Consider the following 17,503-nt stretch of genomic DNA (forward strand, 5'->3'; position numbering starts at 1 on the left):
ACTGGCCCACACTCGTCATGGCACTCGTACTGGCTGGGCTCGGCCTGTACCTCTATGCCATCGAACTCCCGCAACAAGAGTCGCACGAGCAGCAAGAGACTGCCGACAAGAAGGTCCTGCTCCTTGACCAGCAAACCCTCACAGGGCTCACAGTCAAAACCGACCGGCACGAACTCGTCTTTGCCCGGACTCCTGAGAAGGGCTGGATGATGACCGCGCCCCTCAAGACTGACGCAGATCAGCGGGAGCTACAGAATCTCATCAGAGCCTTGGTCACCGGCGCCGTGAGCCGTGTCGTCGAAGACCGCCCGGCGAACTTGACCCCCTATGGACTCGACGACCCGATTACCACCATCACCATCACGGCCGGCACCGAACGGGAGACACTTTCCATCGGAGATAGCGGACCTCTCTCCTCTACGCTGTACGTCCTTCGTGAGTCGGATCGCAAGGTCCTGCTCACCAATCTGGCCCCCAAAGACTTCGTCAACAAAACCTTGATGACGTTTCGACGCAAAGACCTCTTGCACCTCTCACAAGGCGATGTCGAACAGATCCGCCTCACCTACCCGACCACAGAAATCGCGCTCTATCAGACACAGGAGAAACCCAAGAGCAAATGGAGGCTGCGCTACCCGATTGAAGCAGAAGCGGATCAAACGGAGGTGCGGACCCTGTTGTTCAGACTCGAAGACCTCAAAGCGTTGGGCATCGTCGATCCAGGCCCCGAACGAGACGCCCTGGCCAATACACTCACCGTTCCCAAAGTCAAAGTCGCCATCCATACGGCCGATGGGGATCAAACGGTCAAGCTCTACCAACCGGACCCGGCCAGCGGCGAAGCCTTTGCGGAAACGACCCCTACTGGCCCGCTGTACCGCATCAATCCCACTGCGATCAAAGATCTGACCAAGGAGCTATTTTCGTTCCAAGACAAGCGGCTGCTCGGCATCGATTACACGGACATCGCCATGCTCTCGGTGAAGACCGCAACCGAGCACTATGTCTTGATCAATCAACAAAAAGAATGGGTCATGGAAGATCGGCCTGAACCATTGGACCAACAGGCCACCGATCTCTTTGTCAGCCGTGTCGCGAATGTGCCTGCCGAAGAACGGGTCATTAAACAAGCCGGACCATTGGCGCCCTATGGGCTCGTGGCACCGGCAGCGGAATTTATCGCCACAGGGCGAGATGGAAGAATTGCAGGAAAACTTTCCATCGGGAGCCATGCCAACGGATTGGCTTATGCGATGGGGCAACGGATCCCTGGCATCTTTCAGATTCGCGCCGACCTGCTCACGCAAGTTCCGGCAAAGAGCGACCTCTTTGCGCAAAAAACCGGGAAGACACCAGCGACACCATAGTTAGAGACGATCACGTTCTCTCCCTCAACGCGGCCACTCCTATCGGTTTTCCACACTCCATCACCCAGCACCTGATAGCACAGAAAGAGGCCACGGCCAGATCTCTTTACTCAGAAGACCTCCCTACCTGCTCATTCAAGTTTCCCTGGAGCAAGACCGATAGAGACGTGGAACATCCACGACCTACAGATACGACGATTGGCTCAGCCCGTTCGTCGTCTGACCGAGCCCGGAGGCCCTCATGGAGAAACAAGCACCTGTGCCCCCATCCCCCACCAAGACGATTCTGATCGTTGACGATGACCCGTCAATGCGCCTGATCTGCGTAAAGACCCTCCGAGCCGAGGGATTTACAGTCCTCGAAGCGGAAGGCAGCTCAGAATCCTTAAAGATCTTAGCCTCCCATACAGAGCCGATCGATTTACTCGTGACCGATCTGATGCTCCCACCGCCAGGCCTTGAGTTTGCCTCCACCAAAAATCCCTATCCGCGGGTCCATGGTCACGAAATCATCCAACGAACCCTGGCCATGAAGAAGACGCTCCGGGTAATCCTGATGTCGAGCTTGTCTGAAAAAGATCGCAAGGCCTATCGCCTCGCCACCGATCACGTCCCCTTTCTCCAAAAACCATTTTCCGTTGAAACCCTCATGCAACTGGTCCATGAGGTGCTCGCAGCAACACCGCTTTCATACGACGAGTCCGCCAGCGCGTCGATTGCCAAGCAAGACGTTAGATGGTATGGCTGACCGCTCGTTCCGCGGCACCTCAATCGTGACCCTCCCAACCCCGGATGAATCTTCACTGAGTCCTCTTGGAGCCTGGTGTCTGTGACCGCAGTCCCCGCTAGACTTTCCTCGATTCCTGCAGTATCGTAGCCCCCGTTGCCCCCGTAGCTCAGTTGGATAGAGCAAGCGTTTCCTAAACGCTAGGTCGTACGTTCAATTCGTATCGGGGGCACCAAATATACCCCGCCCGTGCCTTCTCACCATCGCCATCAGCAGTGAAACGAACCATCCTCCTGCCTCAACAGACTTCCAGCAGACCTGTTCACTTTCCCATGTTTTCTTGCCGAGTTGTGGAGGCTGAGCTAGACTTTCTCCACACTCATGCCACGCGCCAAAACATCAGAACAGTCCCGCTCTCGCTCGAAAGCTGCCACGGTTGAAGAACTCACCCGTGGCGTTGGAAAGCTCCAGGAATTCCTCTCACAGGTAGAAGACCTCGGACGAGAGGGCTTCCCCTATATGGACGCAGCCAGGGCAAGGACAGAGTTACAGTTTCGTGAATGTGTTCGCCGCACCTTTGGCGAGAAGTCCACGGAGTTTCAGGAACATCGCCAGCACAAACTTCTCATGGACAGTCCTGAGGAAACGCAACAGAGCATCGCCCTGATCAAGACCCTGATTGCCAAGATTGAGCAAAAGAAACATGAGCTACAGGGAGGAGCGCCTCCACAACCACTCCCGCCCACCACGACGATGGCGCCCCTTCCCACGCCTCCACAGATGACGCTCGTGCCGGCATCAATCCCTACGGTCCAGATGACCATGTTGCACACAGCACCAGTTGCTTCACCGCCACTGATCATGTCCGTCGCCATGACGACCCATCTCGATCCGTCATCAGTCACCGCAGCACCGAATGTGCCCACGCCGCTGCCGAATCCGCCGGCACCGACTCAGACTGAGACATCTCCTACAGCACCTCAGCCGGTGATTCTCCCTACCCCGGCAGCTCAACATCCGTCGGCACAGACTCCGCAGCCCGTACCGGCGGCTTTGCCAGAGGCCAGCAGACCGACCGCGCCGCCACGACATGACACCGAGGCTGTCGCTCCTCCAACGCTCTCGGCCAAACCAGCGTACGAGGCGCAACAGCCATCTCCCTCAGTGCCGGCTAACCCTTCCCACACCCAAGCGACAGTGCCTCAATCTCTTCTGGCTGAGTCGGATCCGCTCGACCTCGTCAAGGGACTCTGCAGTCGATTCCACGCTGTGGCTCGGCAATTGCGGCTCCGTGGGGAATACCGTGCAACGTTAAGCGTGGAAGACGAGTTCGATGCACAAGATCTGCTGCACGCAATCTTGCGGACCCAATTCGACGATATCGGGACGGATGAATGGACCCCGAGTTATGCAGCGGGCTCCCCGCGCACGACATTCTTGTTAAACGACGGTCGGCTGGCCGTGCTAGTCAAAAAAACACGCCCTGGCCTCACCGCAAAAGACCTCAAAGACCAACTCAAAATTGATGCAGACCGGTATCGATCCCACGATCGCTGCGCGACGCTCCTCTGTTTTATGTACGACCCCGAAGGCCGCATCGGAAACCCTCGAGGCCTTGAAGCGGATCTCACCAGTGTCAGCGATTCATTTATCATCGACGTACTCGTCGCCCCGAAATGAGGATAGCAATGAAGAAGTCGAAGCCTGCCGACGCCACGCTCAGCAAATCGCCAGGGCGCGCTCCCGGATTGACAGAGACGACGGGCATCCGCTACGTTGGCAACGAACCCGCTATTCCTGCGGTACCTTGTACGATTCATGCTCCAGTCGATGGCGGGATCATTATGTCGGATCGGGCCTATGTGCTCATCAATGTCATGCCGGGACAGACCAGCGAAGTGGTGCGGGCATTATCCGCCATCAAGCAGATCAAGACCATCGATCCCTGCTGGGGCAAACCGGATATTATTGTGGTGGTAGAAGTAACCGACCAGGATGCCTTGACTCAGCTAGTCCTGAAGCGGATTCATGAGATCGACGGCGTCTCGCAAACCGACACCCATCTCGTCTATCGATTGAAAGAAAGCAAGGCCAAGTGACCAATATGTTTCGGCCCCTCAGCCTCGCCCTCCTCGTCATCTGGGCATCGGCTTGCGCTGGCCCTCCCATCCCCCATGAACCGGACGTGATCGATGTCACGCTGCACGCGACGGCCGATCAGGTAAAAACAGCCGTAACCAAGGTCCTGACCGAGGCAGGCTACCGCGTCGATCGAACGGATGACGAGAACCTGACGACCGGCTATCGAGAGGAAATCAGCGGCCCCTGGGACTGGTTGCTCCGCTGGCGTTTCGGTACCGGACGAAGCCGTGTGGACGTACTGGTGACGTCGGCATCCGAGGAAAGCAGCAGACTTCGACTGCATGTGCTGTATGAAGGGAAAGACGGGATTTTTACCCGGTGGGAAGAGTCGCCGACCGCAACACCCCAAAGCGCAGAGAATCAATTGCGGCTAATCAAGAACGCACTCCAAATTCTCTAACAGGATCCTGAAACAGTCCGCCAGCTTCGTTCTCGCTTCGCTCAGATACTCAACGTACTGAAAAGTACGTCTCGCATCTTCGCTCGCTGCGGCCTTGCTGGACGAACTGTTTGAGCATCCTGTTGACCCTAATCCTACTCTTTCTCTCCGCTGTCGGCATCGTCGCCGAGGTCCAATCCAAACCGCTCAGCCATCCGATAGAGCGTCCGCCGATCGATGCCGAGAATCTTTGCCGCTTTGACTTTATTTCCCTTGGTTTCCTTCAGCACGCGAACCAGATGACGCTTCTCGACCTCCTCAAGCGTCAAACAGGCCTCATCGCTGTGGTCGATCGCTCCGACGGTCTCCTTCGACTGCAGCTCCGTCTGGCGTAACGACGCCGGCAGATCCTCCGGCGTGAGAAGTGGACCATGACTCAACGAGACAGCCCGCTCAATGGCGTTTTCCAACTCGCGGACATTGCCGGGCCACCGGTACTGCGTCAACAACGTCATCGTCTCGGGCAGCACCCCACGCACCGCATGCGCCGCCCCAGCCGCGCATTTTTGCAAGAAGTGGTGCACCAACATCGGAATATCTTCCCGCCGCTCCACCAGCGACGGCAACGTGATCCGTACGACATTGAGCCGATAAAATAAATCGTCCCGGAACTTCCCTTCCTTGACGAGCTGCTCGAGGTCTCGATTCGTCGCCGCGATGGTACGGACGTCGACCTTCGCCGATGTCGTGCTCCCCACGCGGCGGACTTCGTGATCCTGCATCACCCGCAACAACTTCACTTGCAGCGCCTGGCCCATCTCGCCGATTTCGTCGAGAAACAAGGTGCCCCCGCTCGCGGACTCGAACAGGCCGATCTTATTCCCCACCGCGCCGGTAAAGGCGCCCTTCTCATACCCGAACATTTCCGACTCCAGCAAGGTATCCGGCAATGCCCCGCAGTTCACCGGAATGAACGGCTTGTCCCGACGAGGCCCATTCGCATGAATCGCCCGCGCAATCAACTCCTTGCCGGTCCCGCTTTCCCCTTGTAGCAAGACCGTGCTCTTGCTTTCCGTCACCCGCGCGACCAGCTTATACACCTCCAACATGGCGGTGCTGCTTCCCACCAACGGAGACCATTCATCTTTACTCTTCAATTCTTCACGGAACCGGGCATTCTCCCGGACGAGTTGGCAGTGATCGAGACTCCGCTTGACCACCAGCTTGATATCCTCTTTCTTAAACGGCTTGGCCAGATAGTCGTAGGCCCCTTGTTTGATCGCTTCGATCGCCCCTTCAAGCGATCCGAAGGAAGTCAGCACGACGACCGCCGTGTCCGAGCTCATCCGTTTGAACTCACGCAACACGGTCAATCCGTCGACCGCGCCCATTCGAATATCCGTCAGCACCAGATCCACTCGCCCCTGGCGGCCACGCGCAATGACTTCTTCTCCGCTGGCAAAAGCCTCAACGGCATACCCTTCCTTCTTTAAGGCCTCTGCCAAGAGCTCCCGTGCAACCGCATCGTCATCAACTACGAGAATATTCGCTGGTGGCATCAATCCCTCTTTCTCACGCTCGTCGAGTCGGCCTGTAATCCAGGCAAGGTCACCGTGACAGTGGTACCGCGGCCCAGTTCGCTCTCAAGCGACAGACTTCCGCCATGAGCCAGAACCGTTTCGCGGCTTAAGAATAGCCCTAATCCAGTGCCCTTGCCAACCGCCTTGGTCGTAAAAAATGGCTCAAAGGCTTTTTGCACATTGGCCTCCGGCATGCCGCATCCGGTATCCCGCACCGCAACCGTGATCACCACAGGGGACATCGCCTCGGCCACTCGCCGACCGAGGTCCAGTTCATCCGATGAGGCGGCACGAGTTCCAAGCACGACGCTCACCGCACCATGCGGCGGGGTAGCCGCTAAGGCGTTGGCCAACAGATTGACCAACACTTGGTGTATTTTCTCCGCATCAGCCCACACGAGTGGGAGATCCACGGGAATCTCGACCGTTAAGGAAATCCCCTTTGCATGAAAGGCCGGTTCCATGAGCACGGCCGCCGGGCTGATGACCTGCTCGACGGGCAACCACGCCGGTTCAGGCTGACGAGGTCTGGTTGAGGAGAGCAAATCTTGAATGATCCGAACCACACGGGTCAGCTGCTCATCGATAATCGTGACTCGCTTCTTCATCTCAGGCGTGACACCCGGCTCTTCAGCCAGCGCTTGCACGTGCCAGGCAATCGAATGCAGCGGCGTACCGACCTCATGCGCCACGGACGCCACCAACTGCCCCACTGCGGCTAACCGTTCCGAGCGATTCAGCTGGTCTTTCGCATCGACCAGCTGCGTATTGGCCTTCAGGAGATTTTCCGTCTCCTGGGCCAGTGCGGCACGCGCCGCCTCCTCTCTCGCCTTACGCTCTTCCCAGGTCATCCCTATATAGGCGACAACCAGCAGCATGCCTGCGACCACGCTGCGATTGATCACCGCCGACTGAAACCGCCCCGGCTTGGTCGGTTGCATCAACCCCATATAGGTCGCCACCACACAAGCCACTACCGTCACAAGCATCAAGCCGCGACTGCGCATCGTCGCCACCAGCAAAATCGGCAACACAAAACCGTATGCGCCGACAATGTTCGCCGGAGCAGCCATTTCAAGTGCAACAATCGCCAGGAACACCGCCCCTGCGATCGCCAGGACAATGCGGTTTTGTTTCAACATGGAAGTGGGGAATCCGTACACAGAAGATGAATCATTGCTAGGTCTCTAGCAAGCTGCGAACAATCACTTCAGCACAGCGGAACGTTGCCGGATGCTCAAACAAGTCGTCAGCAAGGCCGCAGGCGAGTCGAAACCGGAGGCGTACCCTTTGGGGTACGTTGAGGATTTCGATGAGTCGAGAACGAAGCTGGCGGCCTGTTTCAGCATCCGGCCTAAAGGTCTTACCCTAGCGGACGGACCGAACGCAACACAGCCCCAAGCTCTCGCATCCGTTCATCCCCCAGGATCTCATCCACCGGAACGGCATACTTACGGGTCCAGTTCGGATGGCTGTCGACCGTCCCTGGAAGGTTGGTTTGCGACAACTCACTCAAACCGTCTTCGAGATTCGCCAACACGAGCCAGGACGGTGTGCGAGCGAGATAGAGATGAATCGCCCGACAGAGTTCGTTCGTCATGGCAGGCACGGTCGCCAGATCCTCGGTCACGCCATTCGGCAGAAGGCCCTCCCGCTTGAGGGCACTGAGAATCCCCCCCTTGTCGCGCTGCCGTTCCTCCCAGGCTCGCTGGCGTGCCGCGTCATCGGTAAACGCGCCCAATCCTGCCCGGACTTGGAGATCCTCCCCGGACCAAAATCCTGTGAGCGTCGGCAAGTCATGCGTCGTAGCGACCGCCAATGATTGTGCAGGATAATCGCCCGGCGACTTCCATCCGCCGTCCCCACCACGCTCGAAGTAGAACACACGATACGACAACACTCTCGCCTTCGCCAAATGTTCTCTGACCCAATCGGGGACCGTACCCAGGTCTTCGCCGATCACCAACGTCTGAGATCGTACGCTCTCCAATGCCACAATCGCCAACAAGTCTTCAAAGGGATACTGCACATAGGTCCCCTCGGACGCAGGCCTGCCTCGTGGAATCCAGAACAGACGGCAGAACGCCATCACATGGTCCAAACGAATGGCCCCGCCTAAACGAAAATTATGCCGTAACAGCTGGATCATCATTTCATAGCCGCTGGCACGGAGCGCGTGGGGATTGATCGGAGGCAAGCCCCAATTCTGCCCCTCTGGCGCAAAGGCATCGGGCGGAGCGCCGCAGTCGGCCCCGAGCGCCAGCACCGATTGATAGACCCAGGCCTCCGCCCCATTCCGATCGGCGCCAAGCGCCAGGTCGTGATACAACCCGATCGGCATCGCCTGCTGCTCGGCCGTCTGCCGAACCTCGTTCAGCTGTTCACTCGCAACCCACTGGATGTACTGAAAAAACCGAATGCGCTTCCGGTGCCGTTTCGCATATTCACGCACCGGTGGGCCCGGGGTGAGAAATTGTTTCGGCCACTCGTGCCAGGTCGCCGACTTGGATTGAATCAGCCGTCGTTCTTCTTCCAACGTCTGGAAGGTGGCATACAGCTCAAGCGGCGTGCCTTCGGCCTGGATAAACCGTTCCAAGAGCCAAGCGCGGGCCGTCTTCGGCTGAAGATTCGGTTCCTCTCCTTCATAGGCATCTTTGAGAAACTTGCGGTACGCCAGATCGAGCATCGTGCGCTTAGCCGTCGCAATCGCATCGTAGTCCACCCGCCGACTCTCGCGCTGCGCCTGAAGTCTGGATTGAAACTCGGGAGCGCGGAACTGTTGCTGCGCCTCCTCCGACCCGAAAAATTCCGGCAACCGCTCAAGATCGATATACAGTTCATTGAGATAGAGTCGACTGAACGGTGCATAGGGGCTGATATGATAGGGCGCGGTATTCCGCAAGGCGTGCAACGGATTCAGCCCGATGACTCCAGCCCCGAGCCCCTTTCCGGCCCACTCCACAATCCGTCCAAGGTCCGTGAAGTCCCCGCAGCCCCAATTCCGATTGGAGGATAACGAATAGAGCTGCAAGGCCAGTCCCCACAGCCGCTGGTTCGCTTCGAGGGACGGTGGAACATAACATTGGCGAGGCGCCACGATGATGCGCATCGTCCCCACAGTCCCGCCCACTAAACCTTCGGCCCGTACAGTGAGACTGTAGTACCCGAGCGAGAGTCCCCTCGGGGCCGGGATCTCAACACGCACATGCCGTCGATCACTGAGAAAGCGGACCTCCACGGGAGGGAGGCCAGGCCCTGCCAGCCCTTCCTGCACCACGGCGTTCGCTTCATCGCGAAGCTGCCACTCCACCACAACGGAATGTTCTTTCCCGTCTTCGAGGGCGAGATAACAGGACAGGGGAGCTCCAGTGTCATCGTCACGCAGGATTCGCACCGGATCGCAAGGACGTTGCCACGGCGCCTCATCCCATTCTCGCAGCGCCTGTGTCAGCGATGCGGTCGAATCGACCGTCAATCCCATGGCGGTCAGAATCGCGCGCCTGGTGTCATCAGAGGTACGGTGAAGCGTCCCAGCGATATCGTGATACTCAGCCACGATGCCGACTCGTTCAGCGAGTCTGACAAGAAGGGTCTGTTCGGACTGGTTCTGCATGAGCGAGAGTCTGCGTGAAGACATTCGGCATGTCAAGCTATCCTATTGTTCTTGCAGAAGAATTACTCGTAATACTTTTTCGCGTCGACACCTCATCCCTGTTCGATTTGGCACTAGTTCCTGAGCCTATGGCGGCTGGTAGAAGTTGGTTGACCACCAGACCGATTCACACGCCATGTCCAGGCTCGTGAACAACTGAAAAAAGGCCGCTCCTCAACGAACGGCCTCCTTTGTGGTCCATCCGCGTACATGATAGCCTGTTGGAAGGGCCGACTCCCTCACAGCAGACGATCGCCCCTCTCGCATCACGAACCTTGAGGAGGTCCTATGTCGATGCAGCATACGTCCACAGCTCCTCTCTTGCTAGCCGCACTCCTGCTCGCACCACGCCTAGCATCGGCAACAGAACTCCCAACCAATCGCATCGAGATCACGGCCGACTACCGCTACGCCACTCACGAGACGGAGAACCTCGCGGAGACAAAGAACCTGGTCTGCCGTGAAGCCTGGCGCCTGGCCGTCGTCAATTCTCTGCTCTATCGAGAACAAACCGCATCGGTCGTCGACTCGCCACTGCTACGCGACCTGGCCTATACCCTCGCCACGAGCCACGTGCAAGACCAGCAGATTATCGAACAGACTGAACAGGGACGTGTCCTGTCATGCCGCGTACGCGGATTTCTTCCCACCGAAGAGAGTACAGGTGTGATCCGGACGCAACTGGCAGGCGGTCCGTCGTCGGCAGAAGGCCTCGACCAGAATCGCGCACTCCGCATCCTCAGCGTGCGGGAAGAAAGCAGTGGGATCATTGCCGTGCAGTATCAGGCCTTGAAACGATTAGACTGGCTCGGCACCCATTACCAGGGTGGGCTGAGAGAGTCGGCAGATATCATGGTGGACTTCTACGATGGCCAGGGCCTGCTGATCCGAACCGATCGGTTTCCGGCACGACGAACCGCTTCCGGCGAGGATGTCCTGAACCCTGGAGCCGTCGCGATCCTGAAAGTAGCCAAACCGGCAGGAACCAAGACCCATCGTGTCTGGCTGGTGAAATAGCGCCCTCTCTCCGACTCAATCCCGCCCCAGGGGATCTTCTTGCCTCACCCCCTTTAGTTCGAATGAGTTACAACCGATAACGACAACCGAACGCCTCTTCGAATCAGACGTAGGGAGGATGCACGGTCATGTCGTCAGCACAAGAACTTGTTCGCTCATGTTCGAATATTTTCACCCTCCCGGAAATCTACCTTCGTGTCCGGGACGTGGTCGACGACCCGCAGTCGACGATGGACGATTTGGCCAACGCGTTGAAGATCGACCCGGCCATTTCCGCCCGGCTGCTGAGAATCGTCAATAGCCCCCTCTACGGCTTCCCCAAACAAATCGACAGCATCACGCGCGCCGTCAACCTGATCGGGATGCAGGCCGTCAGTGACCTGGTAGCGGCCAGCACCATCGGGAAGACCTTTACCGGCATGACCTCCGACCTCATGGATCTTTCAGCCTATTGGCACAAGAGTGTCTTGTGCGCGCTGATGGCCGGGAAAATTGCCAAAGCCAGTGGCATCGAGGATAGCGAGCGGTTCTTTATCGCGGGGCTGTTGCGAGATATCGGCCACCTGGTGCTCTATCAAACCGTGCCTCAACGGGCCCAATCGGCCCTCGTGGAAGCCGGGAACCTCAGCGCACCATTAGCGGAAGTGGAGCAAGCCAACATCGGGTGCGACTTCACCGAAGTCGGCGCGGAACTGATTCGTGTCTGGAACATGCCGAGCCAGATCGAACAAGCGATTCGCCACCAACTGAATCCCAACGAAGCCGGCGAATTTACACTCCATGCATCGATCGTTCACCTAGCCGGTGCCGCAGTCGATCACGCCGAATTAGCCCAGGCCCAGGCAAGCCAGCAACCAGCGTTTCATACGTTCGCCCTCGCCTGCACGCAATTCAAAGCCGACAAGCACCAGGCCCTGCTCAAAGAAGCGCAAGCCCAACTCCAGGACACCCTCGCCTGTATCTATCCGTTAGCGAAGGCCGCGTAGACCTGCACCGCCCACGGCCTTCGCTCGACCATGCAGCAGATCCCCGTGTTTCGTCACCACCCGCAAACGATGCAAGAGCTTGATCTTGATACATGCTCACGCTACGCTGTCATCCATGAACTGGGAACAACGCATCAGTATTGATCCTGGAAAACGTGGCGGCAAGCCCTGTATCCGTGGGTTGCGCATCACGGTCTATGACGTTCTGGAATATCTCGCGTCTGGCATGAGCGAAGAGGACATCCTCTCGGACTTTCCCGATCTGACCCGTGAAGACATCCGAGCCTGTCTCGCCTTTGCGGCCGATCGGGAACGGAAGCTGATCTCCCTGCCATCCTCGTGAAACTGCTCTTCGATCAGAACCTCTCGCATCGACTCGTCGCGTCCCTCCAGCACGATTATCCCGACTCCATGCACGTATGAGACGTTGGGCTCAGTGCGGCCAGCGACGACGACGTCTGGCAGTATGCCGCCCAACAGGGCTTCACCATCGTCACGAAAGACGCCGATTTCCATCAACGCAGCTTTCTCTTTAGTCATCCGCAAAAAGTGGTATGGATTCGAGCCGGCAACTACTCCACGGCCATGATCGAAACCCTCCTTCGACGACATCGCACTCACCTCCAGGCTTTCTCCACGGAACTGGACGGCGCATTCCTGACACTCGAATAATCCACGCATCCGTCCCCAACATCCAGCCTATCCTAACCCAGGGAACCAGGTTCAGCCCTCGTTGTTTCGATGCCTTGAGCCCTGCGCTCACGCGTAGGCTTTCGATTTCGACTGCCGCATATCGCACATGCCGACCAACAGTTGCTGAATCTGCTAATACCAGCACGCGAGCACATCGACGCCCATCGCCACTGGTGGCCACGGTCCGGGAGGTAACAGACCCGAGCATGTCGAGGAACAGAGATCCGTCGCCACTCAGGAACAATGGATGAGCCGCTTTCGCAAGAACCGTTGCATAGGAATTTCAACATAGCGGTGGCTGGCCAACGACAGAGTCAGCAGGACTACAAAGAACCCTGCCATGGCCCAACCGGAATAGTACAGGGCATGGTCGACGTTGAATCGAGTGGCCAGAATCACGACGAATAGCTGAAGTGGGAAGTGAAGGAGATAAGACGAATAGGAGATGTCCCCGAGAAACGACAGAGACTGTCCGATGGGTCCCACATGATATTCAAGTAACACCAACGCCAGAATGGTGAGGGGAAAGAGCACTACTGTGGGCAAGTTAGACAGGAGCATCTTGATGGCCCAGACCAACGACTGAGGAAACGGCACGAGGAATCCACTGATATCGAATCCCCTCATCGCTGCCACAAAGACAGCAAGCCATGCCCCGGCTAGCAGTCCGACCGCCCATACCGTAGTCATTCGTATTTGCTGTGGTGAGGAGGCCATGATCTGCTGGTAGAGCAAGTAGACACAGCCACCGAGAAAGAAGAATCCCACTCCCCGTCCAATCGGCACATGGTACATTGCTTGGATCAGAAACCCGAGGAGAGAGATGGCCGCCAACAGGATCAGCCTGACCGGGAGAATCCTGCAGCAAGCAAAGAACAATGCGTACAACAGCACTTCAATCGAGATGGACCAGACCGGCCCATTGAAGGAATAACCCTGTTCGAGCCCCCACGAGGAGGCGAACAACAAGTTGAGCAGGAAATGCGTGAGGTCATTGTATTCATAGACGAAGAAGGTGCCTTGCGCCTGCATCACCACATACTGGCCTATGGCGACGAGCACAAGCGTGGCGACATGGAGCGGGTAGAGGCGAGACAGTCGTAGAATCGCAAAGGTACCGGGCGTGATCGAGCCCTCCGCCACCGACCTGGAATATTGCCAATAGAACACGAAGCCGGAGAGACAGAAGAAGAGATCGATCGCCAGCCAACCATGTTCATAGAACAGGAAGAACCAGTCATAGAGCGGCAATTTCATCCTGTCGACCGTTTCGGGAACTGGGCCGGAAAGGAAGAAATGTTGCCAATGCCAGAACACGACGCTGAGCGCGGCGAGACCTCGCAGCGCATCCAACAAATACAAGCGGTCTGAACGCTTAGCCCCGAGGTTCGTCATCTCAGGAAACAATGAGGTCATAGTGAGGTGGGCCAGCCGAACATTTTCCGACTCAAAAAAACACTGCTCCGTCGTCCGCTAAGGTGCCGAGAATCAAACATATCCTTGGCTAGCTCAACAGATTTCCCCAAATTGCCTCAATAAGCCCCGATATATCTGTACGAATACAGTGGAAGGAATCACCGCCAGACGGAGTAGCGAAAGATCTCGCTACTCCGTCTGGCATTTTCGAATCCTAATTGCCCCCTGCGAGCGGCGGCATGTTGATCCCGATACGCTCAAGACCCATGATGACGGTGAGGGCGGCGGGTGAATGTTGGACGATTTCTTTTTGCACTTCGATGCGGCGCAAATCGACGAACTCTACGGCCGTCAATCCCAGCGATTCACGGTACGCCCGGTCGGCGATGCCGCGCTGCCGCTCCGCTTTCTCACGGGACTCTTCCGCTTTCTGGAACTCTACCATCGTAATCTTGCGCTGTTCTTGGATGATGGTCTGCGTCGTCTGCTCCACGACACCCTTCGGAGGCAGGATACTCCCGACGACCACACGGTTCAGCCGCACCGGGATGCCCTGTTTCTCGATCAATTTGGTTTGAACTTCTTTCGCAATGGCATCTTGCAGTTTCTGCCTCGTGGTCGGGTCGGTCGTCAATTGAAAGAGGGGATATTTCTGCACCTCTTCGCGGACGAATGTGCGGAACGCTTCCTTGGCGTTATTGGCATACCAGTTCGGCCCATATTTGCTGATCAGTTCAGGCGAGCGCCCCTCGATCACGTTGGCGATGAGGAATGCATCGAACGACACGGGCGCGTTCTCGGAAGAAATAATATCGAAGTGCTCCGAGTATTGAATGGGACGGACCTCGACATCGATGATCTGCGTGGTCGGAGCGATGGCCACTCGGCCCGTCTTGATCGGAATGGGATCCACCCCGCCATGGCCGAAGAAAAACGGCTTCTCGACCAACACCCCTTCATGCCCTGCATCGACTGCGACGAGGGCGCAACCCGAAGACAATGCGAGCAGAGTCCCCATGGCCAACACACCGATAGTCCCTCTACCTGAACGCTTCATAATCCCCTCCTCTGGTGTAGGCAGCCCACCGATAGCAGGATGCTGAAAAAATCCGCCAGCTTCGCTCGCTGCGGCCTTGCTGAACGGCCCTTTTGAGCATCCTGCATAGTGACCGCCTGTTGTCCAACACGCGTGGACCAGTGACGTTCTCGCCTGCCACAATAGTTTCTCCCCAGACAGATGGGGCGCCCATACAAATGGATCGATCCCCTCTGAGAAAATCCACGCAGCAAATTAACTATTACCTTACGGACCAGATATTTGGAATGTCAAACGAGAGGAAAAATGAAGAAGCGGAAGAACCTACTGAATACCGGCTTGGCGTTGGAGCCACCGGACATACTTCACAATCTGATCGACGTCATCAGCCGTCGCGCCCTCGATCTTCGGCATGTTGCCAAATTCCCAATGGTGCGCCTTGACGCCGTTGGCCGCAGCCCGCTGAAACGCGGCATCGCCATGATGGTTCGGCTCATAGATCTTATGCACCAACGGAGGTCCATGGTCGGTCCCCGCCGCTTGTTTCCCATGACAGGCTGCGCAGTTGGCGGTGAACTTCGCCTCACCGACCTGGAATTCCATTGGTACAGGGGCCCCTCCAACCGCTTGCTTGGGTTGCGAGGAATCGCAGGCTACGAGAAGGCCCACGAAGAACAGCCACATTCCAATATGAGACCGTGATGTTGTCATGCCATCAAGACCGCTGGTCCGGCCCCTTCTGTTGTCCAAACTGATCACGCAGCATCTGTTGCGTACGGTGCAGCGTCGTTCGGCGATAGATTCTGGCACCGATCGGCACAAGCACGATCAGGCCAATTGTGAGATACATGAAAAATTCTTCCGGCGACACAGTCTACAGACTCCTACAGGATGTTCAAACAGGATGGACAGCAAGGCCGCAGCGAGTGAGGGCCCGAGGCGTACTCTATTGTGTACGTTGAGGGTCCGAGGGATGCGAGAACGACGCTGGCCGCCTGTTTCAACATCCTGAGGTTATCGCATATGAGACAGGGTCCACAACCCCAACCTTCGCAAACCCCTCCCGCCGGATCACACAACTATCGCATCGACCGCACGCCTGCTCCCCTACCGGATCGTAACAGCTATGGGTCAGGTGAAACGGCACATGCAGTTCGATGCCCCGCCGGATGATGTCTGCTTTCGTCAGCATCAGCAAGGGGGCTTTGACCTGGAGCGCCTGTCCTGCCACGCCGGCTTTCGTCCCCTCCTTCACCGCCGCTTCAAATGCGCGAATGAATTCAGGCCGACAGTCCGGATAACCGGAATAGTCCAACACGTTCGCGCCAAAATAGATGCACGACGCGCCGACGACTTCCGCATGGGCGGCCGCAATCGAGAGGAAGATGAGATTCCGGCCCGGCACATAGGTGACCGGAATGCCCTGGCTGCGCTCGTGCCCCGCTCGATCCTTGGGTACGGCCTCCTGGCCGGTCAGCGCCGACCCGCCGATGGCACGCAGGTCCAGATGCATCACCAGATGGTTCGCCACGCCTAAAGCGGCGGCAACCTGCCGAGCCCGCTCCACCTCGACGGCATGGCGTTGTCCGTAGTCGATCGTGAGGAAGAAGAGCTCGCACCCCTCCTCCTTGGCGATCGCCGCGGTGACGGTGGAATCCAACCCTCCGCTTGCCAACACGACCGCTCGATGACTCGGTGGCTGCATTTCACCCGCTTCCATAGGCAATGGAGTACGATAGGCACAATCACGATGGGCAGGTCTTGCCCGACGAGGGTCCAGGCAGAATCATCACTAGGGGGAGGCCACGTATGGCGGACACAACAGGGTTCGCGTGGAGGATCGACTAGTCGCGATCCTCTTCTCGCTCGATTTTCTCCAGCAGCTCTTCTTTCGACTGACATTCGACACAGAGCTTGGCAAAGGGCACGGCTTCCAATCGCCGTTCGCTGATCTCCACACCGCATTCGGCGCAGATGCCGTAGGTGCCTTCGGTCAACCGCGTCAACGCTTCATCGATGGCCTGCCGACGGCGATTGCGCATTTCCATCAAGGAAATGCCCAGCTCACGATCGAGATCCATGAGCGCTTGATCGCCCACGTCGCGTGCAGACTCAAGCCGCCGCTGCTTATCTTCAATGAGGGATTGCCCCAGACTCCCCTCGATCTCTTTAATAATCTCTTGGCGCTTCCGCATCAGCATCTGCTGAAGGACTTGGCGTCGGCGCTCCCGATCTTCACGTTCTTTGGGCGACTCTTTGGGTTTGGCAGCCAGGGGGGAGACGGCCATGCTGATGGACTTTTCGACCACCACGACTTCAGCGGGCTTCGATTTGCTGGCCGGCTTCTCTGCCTTCGCCGTCACCTTGGCCGTCGCCTTCACTGTCGCCACCGGTTTCTTCTTGGCGGGAGTTTTTGTTGCCATGACAGATCCTACTCCTGGGGTAAACGTCGAATAGCCGAAAAAAGTTCGGCATTCATAACACGGCGCTAGGATCTTTGACAAGACC

General features: G+C 57.4%; 17 protein-coding genes, 1 tRNA gene and 1 pseudogene. 10 read left to right on the plus strand and 9 right to left on the minus strand.

Going from position 1 to position 17,503, the window contains the following annotated elements:
• Window positions 1-17: 17 nt before the first annotated feature.
• The 6 genes from Q7U76_00615 to Q7U76_00640 all read left to right on the plus strand — a co-directional run bounded on the left by Q7U76_00615 (window position 18) and on the right by Q7U76_00640 (window position 4,636).
• Window positions 18-1,367 (plus strand): DUF4340 domain-containing protein, encoded by a 1,350-nt coding sequence (locus tag Q7U76_00615; protein ID MDO8354881.1) that lies wholly within the window; start codon window positions 18-20, stop codon window positions 1,365-1,367.
• A 241-nt stretch (window positions 1,368-1,608) separates the two neighbouring features.
• A complete protein-coding gene (locus Q7U76_00620) occupies window positions 1,609-2,115 on the plus strand; it encodes a response regulator (GenBank protein MDO8354882.1) in 507 nt (168 codons plus the stop codon).
• Between the two features lie 137 nt (window positions 2,116-2,252).
• A tRNA-Arg gene (locus Q7U76_00625) sits at window positions 2,253-2,329 on the plus strand.
• 146 nt (window positions 2,330-2,475) lie between these two features.
• On the plus strand, window positions 2,476-3,774 hold the full coding sequence (locus Q7U76_00630) for a hypothetical protein (protein ID MDO8354883.1): 1,299 nt from the start codon (window positions 2,476-2,478) through the stop codon (window positions 3,772-3,774).
• 8 nt (window positions 3,775-3,782) lie between these two features.
• The gene (locus Q7U76_00635; GenBank protein ID MDO8354884.1) at window positions 3,783-4,193 is read left to right on the plus strand and encodes an Lrp/AsnC ligand binding domain-containing protein; all 411 of its coding nucleotides are present in this window, start codon (window positions 3,783-3,785) and stop codon (window positions 4,191-4,193) included.
• Window positions 4,190-4,636 carry a hypothetical protein gene (locus Q7U76_00640; protein ID MDO8354885.1) on the plus strand — a complete coding sequence of 149 codons (447 nt, stop codon included), beginning with the start codon at window positions 4,190-4,192 and terminating at the stop codon, window positions 4,634-4,636. The genes Q7U76_00635 and Q7U76_00640 overlap by 4 nt, the downstream gene beginning before the upstream one ends.
• Window positions 4,637-4,770: 134 nt before the next feature.
• On the opposite strand, the gene Q7U76_00645 is transcribed toward Q7U76_00640, so the two are convergent.
• From Q7U76_00645 to malQ, 3 genes are all read right to left on the minus strand, one after another.
• Complete coding sequence (locus tag Q7U76_00645; protein ID MDO8354886.1) at window positions 4,771-6,174, minus strand: sigma-54 dependent transcriptional regulator; 1,404 nt, start codon at window positions 6,172-6,174, stop codon at window positions 4,771-4,773.
• A complete protein-coding gene (locus Q7U76_00650; protein MDO8354887.1) occupies window positions 6,174-7,337 on the minus strand; it encodes an ATP-binding protein in 1,164 nt (387 codons plus the stop codon). The genes Q7U76_00645 and Q7U76_00650 overlap by 1 nt, the downstream gene beginning before the upstream one ends.
• A 221-nt stretch (window positions 7,338-7,558) precedes the next feature.
• A complete protein-coding gene (gene malQ, locus Q7U76_00655; protein ID MDO8354888.1) occupies window positions 7,559-9,832 on the minus strand; it encodes a 4-alpha-glucanotransferase in 2,274 nt (757 codons plus the stop codon).
• A 303-nt stretch (window positions 9,833-10,135) separates the two neighbouring features.
• On the opposite strand from malQ, the gene Q7U76_00660 reads away from it, so the two are divergent.
• From Q7U76_00660 to Q7U76_00675, 4 genes and pseudogenes are all read left to right on the plus strand, one after another.
• Entirely contained in the window at window positions 10,136-10,864 is a 729-nt protein-coding gene (locus Q7U76_00660; protein ID MDO8354889.1) for a hypothetical protein, read from the plus strand.
• A gap of 128 nt (window positions 10,865-10,992) precedes the next feature.
• Window positions 10,993-11,850 (plus strand): HDOD domain-containing protein, encoded by an 858-nt coding sequence (locus tag Q7U76_00665; GenBank protein ID MDO8354890.1) that lies wholly within the window; start codon window positions 10,993-10,995, stop codon window positions 11,848-11,850.
• A gap of 115 nt (window positions 11,851-11,965) precedes the next feature.
• A complete protein-coding gene (locus tag Q7U76_00670) occupies window positions 11,966-12,193 on the plus strand; it encodes a DUF433 domain-containing protein (GenBank protein ID MDO8354891.1) in 228 nt (75 codons plus the stop codon).
• Window positions 12,190-12,522, plus strand: a pseudogene (locus Q7U76_00675) (DUF5615 family PIN-like protein). The gene Q7U76_00670 and the pseudogene Q7U76_00675 overlap by 4 nt, the downstream one beginning before the upstream one ends.
• Window positions 12,523-12,777: 255 nt before the next feature.
• On the opposite strand, the gene Q7U76_00680 reads toward Q7U76_00675, so the two are convergent.
• The 6 genes from Q7U76_00680 to Q7U76_00705 form a co-directional block, all read right to left on the minus strand.
• Window positions 12,778-13,959, minus strand: a complete 1,182-nt coding sequence (locus Q7U76_00680) for an acyltransferase (protein ID MDO8354892.1) — start codon at window positions 13,957-13,959, stop codon at window positions 12,778-12,780.
• 214 nt (window positions 13,960-14,173) lie between these two features.
• Entirely contained in the window at window positions 14,174-15,016 is an 843-nt protein-coding gene (locus Q7U76_00685; protein ID MDO8354893.1) for an SPFH domain-containing protein, read from the minus strand.
• 303 nt (window positions 15,017-15,319) lie between these two features.
• On the minus strand, window positions 15,320-15,706 hold the full coding sequence (locus Q7U76_00690) for a cytochrome c (GenBank protein MDO8354894.1): 387 nt from the start codon (window positions 15,704-15,706) through the stop codon (window positions 15,320-15,322).
• A 4-nt stretch (window positions 15,707-15,710) separates the two neighbouring features.
• On the minus strand, window positions 15,711-15,845 hold the full coding sequence (locus tag Q7U76_00695; protein MDO8354895.1) for a hypothetical protein: 135 nt from the start codon (window positions 15,843-15,845) through the stop codon (window positions 15,711-15,713).
• 150 nt (window positions 15,846-15,995) lie between these two features.
• Window positions 15,996-16,700 (minus strand): 7-cyano-7-deazaguanine synthase QueC, encoded by a 705-nt coding sequence (gene queC / locus Q7U76_00700; protein MDO8354896.1) that lies wholly within the window; start codon window positions 16,698-16,700, stop codon window positions 15,996-15,998.
• Window positions 16,701-16,839: 139 nt separating this feature from the next.
• Window positions 16,840-17,418, minus strand: coding sequence for a TraR/DksA family transcriptional regulator (locus Q7U76_00705; GenBank protein ID MDO8354897.1), 579 nt, complete (start codon window positions 17,416-17,418; stop codon window positions 16,840-16,842).
• Between the last annotated feature and the right edge of the window lie 85 nt (window positions 17,419-17,503).

It is taken from the genome of Nitrospirota bacterium (assembly GCA_030645475.1).
Lineage (GTDB): Bacteria > Nitrospirota > Nitrospiria > Nitrospirales > Nitrospiraceae > Palsa-1315.

Bases quoted from the DNA above. Each gene is read 5' to 3' on its own strand.
- Q7U76_00615 (MDO8354881.1), top strand. From the start codon at position 18: ATGGCACTCGTACTGGCTGGGCTCGGCCTGTACCTCTATGCCATCGAA.
- Q7U76_00620 (MDO8354882.1), top strand. From the start codon at position 1,609: ATGGAGAAACAAGCACCTGTGCCCCCATCCCCCACCAAGACGATTCTG.
- Q7U76_00630 (MDO8354883.1), top strand. From the start codon at position 2,476: ATGCCACGCGCCAAAACATCAGAACAGTCCCGCTCTCGCTCGAAAGCT.
- Q7U76_00635 (MDO8354884.1), top strand. From the start codon at position 3,783: ATGAAGAAGTCGAAGCCTGCCGACGCCACGCTCAGCAAATCGCCAGGG.
- Q7U76_00645 (MDO8354886.1), bottom strand. From the start codon at position 6,174: ATGCCACCAGCGAATATTCTCGTAGTTGATGACGATGCGGTTGCACGG.
- Q7U76_00650 (MDO8354887.1), bottom strand. From the start codon at position 7,337: ATGTTGAAACAAAACCGCATTGTCCTGGCGATCGCAGGGGCGGTGTTC.
- malQ (MDO8354888.1), bottom strand. From the start codon at position 9,832: ATGTCTTCACGCAGACTCTCGCTCATGCAGAACCAGTCCGAACAGACC.
- Q7U76_00660 (MDO8354889.1), top strand. From the start codon at position 10,136: ATGTCGATGCAGCATACGTCCACAGCTCCTCTCTTGCTAGCCGCACTC.
- Q7U76_00665 (MDO8354890.1), top strand. From the start codon at position 10,993: ATGTCGTCAGCACAAGAACTTGTTCGCTCATGTTCGAATATTTTCACC.
- Q7U76_00670 (MDO8354891.1), top strand. From the start codon at position 11,966: ATGAACTGGGAACAACGCATCAGTATTGATCCTGGAAAACGTGGCGGC.
- Q7U76_00680 (MDO8354892.1), bottom strand. From the start codon at position 13,959: ATGACCTCATTGTTTCCTGAGATGACGAACCTCGGGGCTAAGCGTTCA.
- Q7U76_00685 (MDO8354893.1), bottom strand. From the start codon at position 15,016: ATGAAGCGTTCAGGTAGAGGGACTATCGGTGTGTTGGCCATGGGGACT.
- Q7U76_00690 (MDO8354894.1), bottom strand. From the start codon at position 15,706: ATGACAACATCACGGTCTCATATTGGAATGTGGCTGTTCTTCGTGGGC.
- Q7U76_00695 (MDO8354895.1), bottom strand. From the start codon at position 15,845: ATGTATCTCACAATTGGCCTGATCGTGCTTGTGCCGATCGGTGCCAGA.
- queC (MDO8354896.1), bottom strand. From the start codon at position 16,700: ATGCAGCCACCGAGTCATCGAGCGGTCGTGTTGGCAAGCGGAGGGTTG.
- Q7U76_00705 (MDO8354897.1), bottom strand. From the start codon at position 17,418: ATGGCAACAAAAACTCCCGCCAAGAAGAAACCGGTGGCGACAGTGAAG.